This window comes from Natronococcus jeotgali DSM 18795 (assembly GCF_000337695.1).
In the GTDB taxonomy this organism is placed as follows: Archaea; Halobacteriota; Halobacteria; order Halobacteriales; family Natrialbaceae; genus Natronococcus; species Natronococcus jeotgali.
On record NZ_AOIA01000128.1, the window covers coordinates 74,637 to 89,052 of the forward strand.

12 protein-coding genes are annotated in these 14,416 nt (G+C 69.7%); 6 read left to right on the forward strand and 6 right to left on the reverse strand.

Annotation, left to right across the window (positions count from 1 at the left end; translation table 11 throughout):
• Positions 1–142 precede the first annotated feature (142 nt).
• From C492_RS15005 to C492_RS15015, 3 genes are read left to right on the forward strand one after another with little or no spacing between them, the layout of a single operon-like run.
• The gene (locus C492_RS15005; protein WP_008425084.1) at positions 143–1,609 is read left to right on the forward strand and encodes a sugar transferase; all 1,467 of its coding nucleotides are present in this window, start codon (positions 143–145) and stop codon (positions 1,607–1,609) included.
• A gap of 11 nt (positions 1,610–1,620) precedes the next feature.
• Positions 1,621–2,541 carry an NAD-dependent epimerase/dehydratase family protein gene (locus C492_RS15010; RefSeq protein ID WP_008425086.1) on the forward strand — a complete coding sequence of 307 codons (921 nt, stop codon included), beginning with the start codon at positions 1,621–1,623 and terminating at the stop codon, positions 2,539–2,541.
• 41 nt (positions 2,542–2,582) lie between these two features.
• Complete coding sequence (locus C492_RS15015; protein ID WP_049893120.1) at positions 2,583–3,665, forward strand: glycosyltransferase family 4 protein; 1,083 nt, start codon at positions 2,583–2,585, stop codon at positions 3,663–3,665.
• Between the two features lie 25 nt (positions 3,666–3,690).
• Here C492_RS15015 and C492_RS15020 read toward each other — a convergent pair whose 3' ends face one another.
• The 3 genes from C492_RS15020 to C492_RS15030 are packed head-to-tail and all read right to left on the reverse strand — an operon-like array spanning position 3,691 to position 6,555.
• Positions 3,691–4,404 (reverse strand): AAA family ATPase, encoded by a 714-nt coding sequence (locus C492_RS15020; RefSeq protein ID WP_008425090.1) that lies wholly within the window; start codon positions 4,402–4,404, stop codon positions 3,691–3,693.
• Positions 4,405–4,457: 53 nt separating this feature from the next.
• Positions 4,458–5,552: a glycosyltransferase gene (locus C492_RS15025; RefSeq protein WP_008425093.1), complete on the reverse strand. Its 1,095-nt coding sequence runs from the start codon at positions 5,550–5,552 to the stop codon at positions 4,458–4,460.
• A 28-nt stretch (positions 5,553–5,580) separates the two neighbouring features.
• Complete coding sequence (locus tag C492_RS15030; RefSeq protein WP_008425096.1) at positions 5,581–6,555, reverse strand: glycosyltransferase family 2 protein; 975 nt, start codon at positions 6,553–6,555, stop codon at positions 5,581–5,583.
• A gap of 212 nt (positions 6,556–6,767) precedes the next feature.
• Between C492_RS15030 and C492_RS15035 the strand changes: the two genes are divergently transcribed.
• Positions 6,768–7,445, forward strand: coding sequence for a hypothetical protein (locus tag C492_RS15035; protein WP_008425099.1), 678 nt, complete (start codon positions 6,768–6,770; stop codon positions 7,443–7,445).
• Between the two features lie 41 nt (positions 7,446–7,486).
• Here C492_RS15035 and C492_RS15040 read toward each other — a convergent pair whose 3' ends face one another.
• Together C492_RS15040 and C492_RS15045 are read right to left on the reverse strand one after the other, a co-directional pair.
• Positions 7,487–8,950 carry a flippase gene (locus C492_RS15040; RefSeq protein WP_008425101.1) on the reverse strand — a complete coding sequence of 488 codons (1,464 nt, stop codon included), beginning with the start codon at positions 8,948–8,950 and terminating at the stop codon, positions 7,487–7,489.
• 116 nt (positions 8,951–9,066) lie between these two features.
• Positions 9,067–10,065 (reverse strand): SDR family oxidoreductase, encoded by a 999-nt coding sequence (locus C492_RS15045; protein WP_008425103.1) that lies wholly within the window; start codon positions 10,063–10,065, stop codon positions 9,067–9,069.
• A gap of 220 nt (positions 10,066–10,285) precedes the next feature.
• On the opposite strand from C492_RS15045, the gene C492_RS15050 reads away from it, so the two are divergent.
• A complete protein-coding gene (locus tag C492_RS15050; RefSeq protein WP_008425105.1) occupies positions 10,286–11,713 on the forward strand; it encodes an O-antigen ligase family protein in 1,428 nt (475 codons plus the stop codon).
• Between the two features lie 120 nt (positions 11,714–11,833).
• Here the strand turns inward: C492_RS15050 and aglF are convergent, their stop codons facing one another.
• A complete protein-coding gene (gene aglF / locus C492_RS15055) occupies positions 11,834–12,571 on the reverse strand; it encodes a UTP--glucose-1-phosphate uridylyltransferase AglF (protein WP_008425106.1) in 738 nt (245 codons plus the stop codon).
• 261 nt (positions 12,572–12,832) lie between these two features.
• On the opposite strand from aglF, the gene C492_RS15060 reads away from it, so the two are divergent.
• A complete protein-coding gene (locus C492_RS15060; protein WP_049893110.1) occupies positions 12,833–14,275 on the forward strand; it encodes an O-antigen ligase family protein in 1,443 nt (480 codons plus the stop codon).
• Positions 14,276–14,416: the final 141 nt, after the last annotated feature.

The window sequence follows — 14,416 nt, forward strand, 5'->3', positions numbered from 1 at the left end:
CGTTCGCCCGTTAACGATGTCCTAAGACAGCTGATATGTAAGCCCCAATTTTCGATATATAGAAAGTCTTTATTGTAACGTAATAATATATTACACAGTCTCACAAGGTTTAATATGATGTCTGGGGGAGTAGTCATGTCGAATGTTACTAGGTCGGGAGTACAGAGTCGCTGCAGCGGCGGGGACGCTGCTGCTCGCGTTTGCGGCGGGGGTCGTCGCGAGCGTCCCGACCGAGACGCCGACCGGAGTCGGCGGGCGACTCCTCGAGGCGGCGCTGATCGCCGGGGTCGTCGGCGTCGCGCTGCTCCCGCTGTACGCCCCCCGACCGCGCTCGGCGGCGACGGTGCTCGCGAACACCTGGCGACAGCTCTGTCTCGCCTGCCTCGCGCTGATCGGACTCGCGGCCGTCGGCGCGAACGCTCCGCCCGTATCGACGACGGTCGCTGCGGGGTTCCTGCTCGCGGTTTCGCTCCCTGCCTGGTACGGACGCTGTCGACGTCGAAACGAGCCGGATCGGGTGCTAGTCGTCGGCGACGATCCCGCCCTGATCAAGTCCTCGATCCTCTCGCTCCCCGTGGTACCGCTTGGCTTTCTCTCGCCCGTCATGACCGAACGACCGATCGAGACGGCCTACTCCGAAGCGTCGGTCGCCAGCCGTTCGGACGACGAGCGGATCGTCACGACCGACGGGGGGCTCCCGAGTGGCGGGCGCGCGGGCCGAATCGAGATGGTCGCCGGCGCCGACCGCCTCGGAGGCCTCTCGCAACTCGAGCGAACCCTCCGGGAGCGCGACGTCGACACCGTCGTCCTCGCGTTCGAGCGCGGAGATCGCGAGGAGTGTTTCGGCGTTTTGCGGACGTGTCGACACCACGGCGTCGACGCGCTCGTCCACGACTCGCTGGCCGACCGCGTCCTCGCGTGCGGGTCCGTCGGCGACTCGCTGGTACGGGTCCGGCTCCGACCCTGGCCCTGGTACGGTCGGCTCGCGAAGCGGGCGTTCGATATCGCCTTCGCCGCGGTCGGGCTGGTCGCGCTCGCGCCGCTGATCGTACTGGTCGTACTCGCGATCCGGCTGGACTCCCCGGGACCGATCCTCTACAGCCAGATCCGCACGGGGACGCTCGGCCGAACGTTCTCCGTCTCGAAGTTTCGGAGCATGGTCGCCGACGCCGAGGACGACGGCGCTCGTCTCAGCGAGGAAGACGCCGGCGGCGTCGATCCCCGCGTCACCGGCGTCGGTCGGGTCCTCCGAAAAACCCACCTCGACGAGATTCCCCAGCTGTCCGCGATCCTCACCGGGGAGATGAGCGTCGTCGGCCCCCGACCCGAGCGGCCGGAGATCGACCGCGAGATCGACACCGAGGACATCGATTGGTCGAAGCGCTGGTTCGTCAAGCCGGGGCTGACGGGGATCGCACAGATCAACGACGTCACCGGATTCGAACCCGCGAAGAAACTCGAGTGCGACCTCGAGTACGTCCGCCGCCAGTCGCTGTGGCTGGACCTCGAGCTCGTCGTCCGGCAGATACGGTCGGTCGCGGTCGACGTCGTCGATCTCGTGTCTGAACGATTAAATAACGAGGGCGACGAAGGGGTACGTAGCAGCTAATGTCAGGTCAAATGTCGGATCCTCCGACGGGAGAGACGATTCTGGTGACGGGAGGTGCGGGGTTCATCGGAAGCCACCTCGTCGACGCCCTCGTCGACAACAACGACGTACGAGTACTCGACGACCTCTCGAGCGGGCGACGCGACCGCGTCCCCGCCGACGCGAGCCTGATCGAGGGCGACCTCCGAGACGACGACGCTCTCGCGCGGGCGACCGACGGGGTCGACCTGATCTTCCACGAGGCGGCGCTGGTCAGCGTCGAGCGATCGGTCGACGCTCCGACCGAGAGCCACGCGGTCAACGTCGACGGGACGCTGGCGCTGCTCGAGCGCGCCCGGGTCGAAGACGCCCGCGTCGTGGTCGCCTCGAGCGCGGCGATCTACGGCCGTCCCGAGTACACGCCGATCGACGAGGGCCACCCGACGGCGCCGAGTTCGCCGTACGGCCTCGAGAAGGCGACCGTCGACGAGTACGCGCGGCTCTACCACGAGCTGTACGGCCTCGAGACGGTCTCCCTGCGGTACTTCAACGTCTACGGTCCCGGACAGGTCGGCGGCGACTACAGCGCCGTCATCGGCGTCTTCCTCGAGCAGGCCCGGGCTGGCGAGCCGATCACGATCGACGGGGACGGCACCCAGACCCGCGATTTCGTCCACGTCTCGGACGTCGTGCAGGCGAACCTGCTGGCGGCGACGACCGACGCGGTCGGCGAGGCGTTCAACGTCGGCACCGGCTCGTCGGTGACGATCCGGGAACTGGCCGAGACGATCCGCGAGGTCGTCGGGTCGAACTCCGAGATCGTCCACCGCGACCCCCGCCCCGGCGACATCCAGCGCAGTCGAGCCGACGTCGAGCGGGGCCGGACCGAACTCGGGTACGAGCCGACGGTACCGCTCGAACAGGGACTCGCGACGCTCGCGGGGAGCGACTGACGGTTCGGATGGCGCTCGACCTACCCGAGACCGATCGACCGATGCGAATCTTGCGGGTCGCCCAGAAGGCCTATCCGGACGTAAGCGGGGGCGGCGCCTACCACGTGCACGCGATGAGTCGGGATCAGGCGGCGATGGGCCACGACGTGACGGTGCTGACGGTTCGGCGCGACCCCGAGGCGCCCCACCTCGAGGAGCGCGACGGCTACACCGTCGTCCGCTACGAGCCGACGGTCAGCCCCCTCGGCAACGAACTCTCGGCGGGGCTCGCGCGATACCTCCGGGAGGAGGGCCGGTTCGATGTCGTCCACGCCCACTCGCACCTGTACTTCTCGACGAATCTGGCGGCCCTGAAGCGCCGACTCGGTGAGACCCCGCTCGCGATCACGAACCACGGGCTCTACTCCCAGACCGCGCCCGAGCGACTCTTCGAGTGGTACCTCCGAACGCTCGGGCGGTGGACGTTCAACCGGGCCGACCTCGCGTTCTGTTACACCGACACCGACCGACGGCGGCTGCGCGAGATCGGCGTTCGGACCCCGGTCGAGGTCGTCCCGAACGGGGTCGACACCGAGCGGTTCGGACCCGGCGGCCCCGAAAGCGAACGCGTCGACGCCGAGGGGCCGACCGTGCTGTTCGTCGGCCGGCTGGTCGAGGGGAAGCGACCGGGGGACGCCCTCGAGGCCGTCGAGCGCGTGCGCGAGAGCCGCCCGGACGCGACGCTGTACGTCTGTGGCGACGGGCCGCTGCGGAACTCCCTCGAGGAGCGAGCCGGCGACGGCGTCTCCTTTCTCGGCCACCTCCCCTACGAGGAGATGCCCCGCGTCTACCGCAGCGCGGACGTGCTCGTGTTGCCGAGCCGTACCGAGGGCGTCCCCCGAACGGTTCTCGAGGCGATGGCCGCGGGCGTCCGGGTCGTCTGCTCGGACCTCGAGCAGCTCTCGGGAGTCGTCGGCGACGCCGGCGCCACCGTTCCCGTCGGCGACGTCGCCGGGTTCGCGGCGGCGATCCGCGACCAGCTCTCGCGGCCGGCACGCGGCGACGGCGGGGTCGTCGAACCGGCCGCCGACTGGCGGACGACCGTCGAGGCGACGACGAGCGCGCTCCGGTCGCTGCGGGAGTAACGCGGGGACCGAAGCGAGCACCCGGTCACCGCAGCGACGCCGCGCGGTCGCAGACGTCGGCGACGCCGTCCTCGAGGTCCGCCCGCGACTCGTTCTCGACGCGGAGCACGTCGACGGTCGGCGCGTCGGCGACTTCTTCGCGAAACCGTCGCTCCACGCGTCGCTCGAGTTCGAACGCCGCGCGCACCGAGTCCTCGTCGGGCTCGAGGCGGGTGTCCCCGTCCGATCGATCGGCGAGCCGTTCCCGAACCGCCTCCGGGTCGGCGTCGACGAGCACGACCAGCGCGGGGCCCGACCGCGAGAGCGCCTCGGCGGCCAGCTCGCACAGCTCCGGAGTGCGATCCCGCGCGGCGCCGAGCCCGACGGACCAGACCGCCTGGACCAGCCCCTGGTCGAGCACCCGCAGCTCCCCACGGGGCCGCGAGCCGACCGCACCGTCGACGTACAGCCAGTTGAACGCCAGCTTCCCCAGCGCTCGTCGCGAGGGCTGGTCGGTGGCGGCGATCAGTCGCGCGGCCTCGAGCGCCCGCCGCGGACGGCGGGCGAGGGCGGACGCGGCGTACCTCCCCTTCCCGCGGTACCGCGTCGCGGTCGAGACCTCGTGGGCTAGCTCGTAGGTCGGTTCGGTCACCGTCCGCGTCGCCGCCAGGCGCTCGCTCGCCCGCCGGGCGAGCGTCGACTTGCCGACGCCCGGAACGCCGAAGAACTCCACCGTCGCGCCGTCGTCGACCCCCGTCACGGTCGACTAGTTTTCGGTCCCGCTGAAAACGGTTCCGGTCGCACCGGAGTCGGCTACGACTCGAGCAGGTCCGCGTACAGCTCGGCGTACGCTCGGGCGGTCTCCTCGATCGGGAACTCGCAGCGGGCGCGTTCGGTCGCGCGCCGTCCGATCTCGGCGCGGCGGCCGTCGTCCGCGAGCAGCCCCAGCATCCGATCGGCGACGGCCTCGGCGTCGGTCGGCGGGACGAAGACGCCGGCGTCGCCGACGACCTCGTGAAGCACGGGCAGGTCGCTGACGACGGACGCAAGCCCGCAGGCCATCGCCTCGACGAGGGCGACGCAAAACCCCTCCGACAGCGAGGGCTGGGCGTAGAGGTCGCTCGCGGCCAGGATCCGGTAGACGTCCTCGCGGTCGACGAACCCCGCAAACTCGACGCGGTCCCGAACCCCCAGCGAGCCCGCGAGCGACTCGAGGTCCTCGCGCAGGGGGCCGTCGCCGACGATCGTCAGCCGCGTCCCGGGTTCGTCGTCCGCGATCGCCGCGAACGCCCGGAGGAGCGTCGCCTGGTTCTTCGTCTCGCTCAGCCGCCCGACCGTCGCGATCCGTCGCCCGTCGATCGCGTAGGGGTTCGTCGACTCCGCGAGGACGCGGTCGATGCGGTCGGTGTCGATCCCGTTGTAGATCACCGCGAACCGGTCGTCGTCCCGTCCGAGCCGCTCGATCCGGGACAGCGACTCGAGGGTTCGCTCGGAGTTGGCCACGACGCGGGTCGCCCGCGGGAGCGTCGCGGCGTTGACCAGCACCTGCGGCAGCGAGTAGTGGTGCTCGTGGTCGGCGTGCTCGGTGTCGACGATCGGCGTCCCGCGGGGCGCGAGCAGCCGGGCCAGCGAGCCGACGAAGTTGTGGTGGGTGTGAACCACGTCGTACGACCGCGTCCGCAACGCCCACCGGAGCCGTCGTATCGCGGTCGGATCGAACCGCGAGGACGCGCCGAGCGCAACGAGGTCGACGGCGGTGTCGGGCGCCATCGCCGTCTCCGCGCTCGAGGCGTCGTAGTAGGAGACGATCGTCACCTCGAGGTCGTCGATCGCCGCCAGCGCCTCGGAGAGTTCGGCGGAGAAGGTCGTCGCGCTGACGTGTGCGAGGACCGCGAGGACGCGAGGCATACGACTCGAGGGGTTTCCGATCAGAACCCTAAATCCGTCGATCGGGGGACGCGCCGGCGACGCCGTCGAGACGCTCCCCGTACTCGAAGGCGTCGGGACCGCGCTTGGATCGCAGGTACCGCGTCGCGGCGACGGCCGACCGAACCACCGCCGAGTGCGTGTACGACAGCGCCAGCAGCCCCGCCCGGCGTTTCGTCGGCTCGGCCGAGACCGACGCCTGGAGCGCGTTGCGGGCGTTTCGCAACTCGCCGTACTCGAGGTAGGCCCGCCCGGCGCGCTCGGCGATGGCCGCCTTCGCCGACGTCCAGTAGCCCCGCTCGCGGATCAGATCCTCGTGTTTCTCGAGGACGGCCCGGTAGTCCCGGGTCACGGCCGTCGGCGAGCTGGACATGCTCTCGTGGGCGGTTCGAAAGCAGAGGTGATCGCGGACCGCGCCGACCCGTCGGCGCTGGCAGAGCCTGATGTACAGGTCCCAGTCCTGCTTGGTCGGAAGGTCCTCGTCGAACCCGCCGACGTCCTCGAGGACGGACGCGCGGACGAGGACCCGCGAGGGCGAGCCGATCAGGTTCTTCCGCAGGATCGGCTCCGCGAGGTCGCCGTCGGGCGCGTCGCGCTCGACGTGGATGACCTCCCCCTCGGGGGAGACCGACACGGAGAGACAGGTCACCAGTCCGGGGCGGTCGTCGGCCTCGATCCGTTCGACCTGGCGCTCGATCTTGGTCTCGTGCCAGCGGTCGTCGTCGTCGAGGAAAGCAACGTACTCCCCGCTCGCGCGCTCGATCCCGGTGTTGCGCGCCGCGGAGAGCCCCCGGTTCTCGTCGTGTTCGACGCAGCTCACGCGGTCCGGAAACGTCGCGACGACCTCCCGGGCGTAGGCTCGCTCGGAGCCGTCGTCGACGACGACCACCTCGAGGTCGTCGCACGTCTGGGCCAGCGCGGTCCGGACGGCCCCCTCGAGGAAGCCGGGTCGCTCGTAGGTCGGGATCACGACGCTGACGCGCATACAGTGTGGGATCTCCCCGCCGTATTCAACCTGTCGCTTCCGCGAGGGGTCCGCGATCGGATTCCACGGACGACTCCGAGCGGCCCGCGGACGACCACCGGGAGCTATGGGACTGGAGGCGCTACTCGAGCCGTGAACGTCGCCGAGCGCGAGTCCCGCCCGGTCCCGGACCGACGCGGTGCGAAAGCGGGATCGCGTCGGTCCGCTCCCAGATGATCGACAGGAACCTCCTCCGGCTGAAGCTCAGGGACGCGCTCCCGTCCTCGATCACGGGACCGACGTTCCCGCCGTTTCCGATCTGTCGGACCGATCCCGGCGCGATCGAGACCTACCTCGAGTACGCGGTGTTGACCAAGTATCGGTGCGCCGGCCGGGTGAAGGACGGGCCGTGGGACTTGCGGGCGAAACCGCTGGCCGAGAGCCCGAAGTACCGGCTGCTCCGTGGCTACTACGAGGGCGAGATCGACGCGGACGAGCTCACCCGCGAGCGCCTGCGCGAGTGTGGCTACCCCGAGCGAGAGGCCGAGTTCTACGCCGACTACGGCTACGGCGCATACCTCGACGAGCTGTTCGACTCGATCCGGAAACGCGGCGTCGAGACGAGCCGCGGCGACCCGGGGACCGAACGCACCGCCGACAGGTACGACCAGGTGGCGGTCAACGTCGGCCGCGACGGGGCGCTCGTGTTCAATTCCTGTGGCTTCCACCGGCTCGTGACCGCGCGGCTGGTGGGGCTCGAGACGATCCCGGTTCGAATCAACGCGGTCCACGAGCGGTGGTGGCGGGCCCGCCGCGGGTCGTCGACCCCCTTCGACGACCACCCCGAACTCGCCCGCGTCGGTCGGCTGTCGATCCGCTGGCGGGACGTCCTCGGGGTCGGACGGGACTGATCGTCGTCGCCTCGAGCGCGCCCGAGGGCGGGCGACGGGGCTCAGAAGGGAACCGCCGACCGCAGCTGCCGCCGCTCGACCAGACCGACGGAGACGGTCGCGCCGAGCCAGACCGCCGCGCCGAGAGCGACGACCGCGAAAAGCGAGACGAATCCTCCGATCGCGGGCGCGAGCGGCGCCACGGCGACGGTCATGGCGCCCGTGACGGCGGCGACCTTGGCGCAGCGGCGACCGATCGCCCGCCAGTCAAGCGCCAGCTCGCGGTGGATCAGGTAGACGTTCGCCGCGACGTAGGCGGCGTACGTTCCGGCCGTCGAGAGCGCCGCGCCCGCGATCCCGATCGTCGGGATGAGCGCGAGGTTCAGGAGGAGGTTCGCGACCGCCGTCGCCCCCTTCGCGTACGCGCGACGCCTCGCCAGGCCGAGATAGTCGAGCCCGCCGCTGGTGACGTAGGAGACCGCCTGGACGACCAGGTAGACCGTCAGGATCTGCAACACGATCGCGCCGCCGGCGTACTCGGACCCGAACAGCAGCGTCAGCGTCGGCTCGGCGACGATCGCCAGCCCGACGGCAGCCGGCACGTAGAACGCGAGCACGCCCGTCAGCGCCTCGGCGTAGAGCCGCGACGCGGTCTCGAGGTTCCCCCGCCGGAGCTGCTCGCCGTACCGCGGGGAGATCGCGAACCCCAGCGAGTTCGCGGGCGACTTGAGGACCGTCGTGATCTGTTTGGCGACGACGTAGTAGCTGACCGCCAGCGGCGTCAGGAAGGCGCCGATGAGGACGACGTCGACGCGCTTGATGACCGCGCTGCCGTTCTCGGTCAGCGTGATCGGCATCGCGTACTCGACGATTCGACGGCGGAGGCCGCCCTCGAGCGGGGAGCGCTCGACGCTCGCGGAGCGCCGGTAGAGGACGACCGCGAAAAGCGCCGCCGCCAGGACGGAGGCGACGACGTAGCCGACGAGCGCGCCGACCGCGCCGAAGCCGGCGAGGACGAGTCCGACCGCGACGGCGGGCCGGACGAGCGCCTCGAGGAGCGCGATGTGGGCGGCCCGTTCGATCTCCTTGAACCCCTGACAGAGGTTCCGTCCGGCGTTGACCAGCCCGTGCGAGGCGACGTAGACCGCGCCGACGAGCAACAGCGGCTCGAGGCCGGGCTCGCCGAGCAGCGCCGCGATCGGCCCGCGGGCGACGGCGAGCGCGAGCGTCGCGACCCCGAGGGTGATCGCCAGTGCGATCGCCGCGGTCTCGACGACGTGGGGGATCTGTCCGGCGTCGCTTTCCTCGTACTCGGTGAGATACCGGGCCGCGGACTTGCCCAGGCCGAGTCGGCCGACCACCGCGGCGATCGAAAAGACCGAGATCGCGAGGTAGAGCAGTCCGTACTCGTCGGGCCGGAGGAGACGGGCCAGGACGACGACCAGGAGCCCACTCGAGAGGTTGGTCGCGAGACGGGAGAGGAGGTCCGCCTCGAGTCCGGCCCGAATCTTCGCGGCGAGGGACATTCACGAACGCTATCCGGGCAGCCGAGAATAAGGCTACTGGTTCGGGCTATAGTAGCCACTGAAAGTCAGTGCGTACCCGATCGCACGACTACTGTGCGATCGGTGTGCAAACAGTTTCAGTTGTTACTATAGGCGTCGAGCACCAGCGGCTCGTACCACTCCCGGTTGCTCCGGTACCAGTCGACGAACTTCCGGACCCCCTCGCGGACGTCGGTCGAGGGTTCGTAGCCGAGCAGCTCGGCGGCCTTCCCGACGTCGGCGTGGGTGTGTTCGGCGTCGGCCTCGCGGGACTCGGCGTACTCGATCTCGAGGCCGGGTGCGAGTTCGTCCCGGACGAGCTCCGCGAGGGTCCGAATGGCGATGGTGTCGGCGCTGCCGACGTTGAGAATTTCGCCGTCGGCCGAGCCGTCCCGGAGCAGCGCCCGGTTCACGTCGACGACGTCGTCGACGTACGTGAAATCGCGCGTCTGGGAGCCGTCGCCGTAGACGACCGGCGGACGCCCGTTCAGACACCGCGAGACGAAGTTCGAGATCGCCATGTTCGGCCGCATCCGCGGCCCGTAGACGGTGAAGTACCGCAGCGAGACGGTCGCCAATCCGTACACCTCGTGGTAGACGCGGGCGTACTGGTCGGCGGCCAGCTTCGAGACGCCGTAGGGGCTGACCGGCGTCGTCGGGTGGGATTCGTCGTAGGGGAGGTACTCCGGTTTTCCGTACACCGACGACGAGCTCGCCAGGACGATCCGTTCGATATCGGCGTCCCGTGCGGCGTCCAGCAGGTTCAGCGTGCCGCCGACGTTGATCTCGTTGGGCTTTTGCGGATCGTCGACGCTGGTCCGAACGCCGGCCTGTGCGGCCTGGTGGTAGACGATCTCCGCGTCGCCGACCAGGTCCTCGACGAGCGCCGCGTTCCGAACGTCGCCCTCGACGAACTCGTAGGCGCCGCCGCCGCTCTCGGCCGCGGCGGTCGCGGCTTCGACGGCTCGTTCCTTGATTCCGGTATCGTAGTACGGATCCAGGTTGTCAAGCACCGTCACGTCGTGTCCCTCCCGAGCGAGGGACTCGGCGAGGTTACCCCCGACGAATCCGGCCCCACCGGTTACGAGAACGCGCATTGCTCGAGAGCAGACGGTCGAGGTTCAAAACATATACGATCCGATACACGTTCGCCGCCCGGCGGCCTCCGTCTCGGCCGCGTCCTCGAGCCCCGAGCGGGCGCCCGCTCGAGGGAGGACGGTTCGATCGGGCGCCCGGAGTTTCGGTTCCGACGCGACCGTCGCAATCGACGACAGGTTCTGGAATAGATATTTATTGATTGGCGGTAATTATCGAATCGTGAGCGCTGTCGAACGCGAGCCGGCGACGCCGTTCGCCCGGGACTGGGACGCCGATCGGCTCGTCGACGGAATCGTCTACGCGCTGTTCGGGCTCCACCTGCTGTTGCTCCTGCTGGCGTACGCGACCGACCTGGTGGTAGCCTGGCAGGTCGCCGCCTTCGGCGTCCTGCTGGGCGCGGCGCTTGGGTGTCGGCTCGCCGCGGACGCCTACCCCGAGTTCGAGCGCCGCCAGGCGGCCGTCCTCTCGGTGTTCGGGGTCACGTTCGTCGTCCTCGGCGTGCTCTACCAGAGCAGTTCGCCGGGGCTCGGCCTCGGACCGAATCGACCCCTCGCGATCGCGGTCGCGTTCGGCGCCACGGTCGCCTTCTTTCTGGTCGTCAGCGACGCCAGACGGTACACGGTCGGTCAGTGGGCCGCCGTCGGCTGTTTCGCCGTGCTGACGGCGCTGTATCTCGTGCACACCCTCGAGTACGATCCCTCGAGCACGCAGTCGCGGTGGCCGCTGTGGGCCGCCGCCGTGCTGGGGGTGAACCTCTTCGTCGTCCCCCGGCTCGTTCCCGTGCGCGTCTACCTCTGGGTTCTCCCGCGGCTGGCGGCGGTTCTCGTACTGGTCGGGCTCGCGACCTACGCCGTCGGCGAGTACTCGCTGTGGATCTTCGAGGTTCGCCAGTGGTCGGGCACGCCGTCGGTGCCGCTGGTCGACGCCGACGTCACGACGCTGCAGTCGATCTTCCCGAACCCCAACGCCTTCGGTCTAGTGTCGTTCGCCGGGCTCGTCGGCGCGACCGTCGAGTTCCACCGGTCGGTCCTCGAACGCCGTCCGCTGGGCGCGGGACTCGCGCTCGCGCTCGCCGGGCTCTGTGCCGCCGGCGTCTTCCTCTCGAACGCCCGCGCGGCGATGCTCGCCTCGGCGATCGCGGTCGCGATCTACGCAGCCTACGCCTTCGGCGGTCGCCTCGCCGTTCCCGTCGTCTCGGTCGCGGGACTGGTCGGCGCCGCCGGACTGCTCGTCGGCATGTACGTCGGCGCCGTCGACATCACGGCGTCGGGCCGGTTCGAACTCTGGACCGCGAGCCTGCGCGCGATCGCCGACGGCCCCCTGCTCTTTGGCCACGGCAGCGGCCCGGCAAATCTCGTCATCGAACCCTACCTCGAGGGAGAGGGGGCGCCCCTGCCGCACAACGCCTACCTCACGGTGCTCGTCCAGACCGGGTTCGTCGGCGGGCTGGCCTACCTCGGGCTCGTCGCGGGCAGCGTCGTCGCGGGGCTGATCGACTACCAACGGGTCGACGTCGCGACGCTCGCGTTCGCGGTCGGCTGGGCGGTCCACCAGTTCTTCGAGTCCTACACCCTCTTCGAGTGGTCGATCGGCGGCGCCCTGGCGAGTATCACGATCGGCTACCTTCTGGTTCGACAAGAGGACTGAACGCGGGACGGGCGGGCCGTCGCCGTCGGCCGCTCAGGCGATTCGATCGTCGGTCTCGAGCGCGCCGGCGAACGGGCGGTCGCTCGAATCCCGTCGGAGCCACTCGGCGCCGAGACGAACTCAGTCCGAACTGGCTTCGGCCGGAACCTTCCCCTGCAATCGTTCTTCGGCCCGATCGCGGTCCTCGGGGTAGCCGACGTCGATCCGCCAGCCGTCCAGCCCGATCGCGTCGATCGTCCGGCCAGACTGGATGAGCAGATCGACCGCGTCGCTGATCTCGTACTCGCCGCGGTTGGAGGGCTGGACGAGGTGGCAGGCGTGGAAGATCGCAGGCGTGAACGTGTAGAAACCGGTCATCACGAGGTTCGACGGCGGATCGTCGGGCTTCTCGACGACGTCGGTGATCTCACCGTAGGCGTTGGTGTCGCAGACGCCGTACCGCGAGGCTTCGTCCCAGGGGACCTCCTCGACGAGGAAGGCCGCGTCCGCGCGATCCTCCTGCTGGCGACGGACGACGTCCTCGAGGTTCGCCTCGAAGATGTTGTCGCCCAGGATCAGCATGAAGTCGTCGTCGATGTGTTCCTCGACGCACAGTAGGGCGTGGGCGAGCCCCTTCTGCTCGCGCTGGTGGGCGTACGTGATCGGTACCCCGCGGTACTCGTCGCCGTAGTGGTCGATGATCTTCTCCTTGAGGTAGCCGACCACGACGACGAACTCGCTCGCGCCCAGCTCGACGAGGCGGTCGAGACAGTGCGTGATGATCGGCTTCCCGTCGACCTCGACGAGTCCCTTCGGCTTGTCCTCCGTCAGCGGGCGCAGTCGCGTTCCCTCTCCGGCGGCGAGTACGACGGCTTGCATTGATACTAAGTGGTAAGTCTCTTGTTACAATAACGTTCTGGTACGGATCGGTACGCGTTCGTGATTGTCTCCGCCGGCGAGTTGTCGGTTGCGCGTCGGGTCAGTACCGCCACCGGGACCTGCCTCGAGGGCGGGGCGGGGAGGGCGGATCCGCACGCTTCCCTTCCGTGCACCCGGTCACGAGTCCGCGCGCTCGAGCCGTTGCGGTGCGCGGGCGGCGATGAAGTAGATACTTATTGGATCCGTCGAATTGCTAGCCCAGTGAGTACCGCTGCAGGAGATCCGTCGACGGCGCTCTCCCGACGAGTGGCCGGGAATCGGATCGTCGACGGCGCGGTCTACGGGCTGTTCGGTCTCTTCCTGGCTCTCGTGGTGGTCGCACACACCACCGATACCGTCCTGGCGTGGCAGCTGTCGGTCGCCGCGATCGTCCTCGGAGTGATCCTCGGGGCGCGTCTCGCCGTCGCCACCTACCGCGAGAGCCAACACCGTCAGGCGGCGTTCCTCTCTGTTCTCGGAATCGCGTTCGCCCTCTTCGGACTGGTCTACCAGACCAGTTCCCCGGGGTTCGGGTTCGGTCCGAACCGGGCGTTCGCGATCGGTCTCGCGTTCGCGCTCACGGTCTCGTACGTTCTCGTCGTCGGCGACGCCAGGCGGTTCACTGCCCGCCAGTGGGCGGCCGTCGGTTGTTTCGCCGTACTAACCGGGCTCTACCTCGCACACACCCTCGCGTTCGTCCCCTCGAGTTCGCAGTCCCGGTGGCCGATCTGGGCCGCGGTGCTGATGGGGAGCGGCCTCTTCGTGATTCCCCGGCTCGTCCCCGAGCGCGCGTTTCTCTGGCTCCTCGCCCAGCTCGCGGCGCTTGTCGTTCTGGCGGGCCTTGCGACCTACGCCGTCGGCGAGTACTCGCTGTGGATCTTCGAGGTCGGCCAGTACCCCGCCTCCTCGCCGAGCGTTCCGGGGGTCGATCCCGACGTGTCGACGCTGCGGTCGATCTTCCCGAACCCGAACGGGTTGGGACTGGTGGCGTTCGGCGGGTTCGTCGCCGCAGTCGTCGAGTTCCACCGCACGGCGGCCGCCCGCCGACCGCTCGGGGCGACCGCCGCCGGGGTTCTCGCCGCCGTCTGCGGACTCGGGCTCTTCCTCTCGAACGCCCGCGCGGCGATGCTCGCCGCCGCGGTCGCCGTCGGCATCTACGGCGCCTCCGTCGCCGTCGGTCGCCGCGCCGTCCCGATCGCGGTCGTCGGCTCCGTCCTGGCCGTCGCCGGGGTGCTCGCGGGGATGGCCGTCGGCGCCGTCGACGTCACGGCGTCGGGCCGGTTCGAACTCTGGACCGCGAGCCTGCGCGCGATCGCCGACGGTCCCCTGCTCTTTGGCCACGGCAGCGGTCCGCCCAGCGTGGCCATCGAACCCTACCTCGCAGGCGACGCGGCACCGACGCCGCACAACTCCTATCTCGCCGTGTTCGTCCAGACCGGCCTCGTCGGCGGGTTCGCCTACGTCGGGCTCGTCGCCGGCAGCGTCGCCGCCGCGACGCTCGACTACCGGCGGGTCGACGTCGCGATGCTCGCGCTCGCGGTCGGCTGGGCGATCCACCAGTTCTTCGAGTCGTACACGCTGTTCGACTGGTCGATCGGCGCGGTGCTCGCGACCGCCGCGATCGGCTACCTCCTGTTCGGCCGCCGGGCCGAGCCGACCCGGTAGTCGTCGGTTCCGTGCGTCCGCGTCGCGCCCGTTCCGCCCTCGAGGACGGCTACGCGATCCGCTCCTCGAGGGTCGAACGAACGGCGTCGGATCGACGGCTCCCGGCGTCGGAGGCCATCGCGCCGACGATCGCGACTTGCT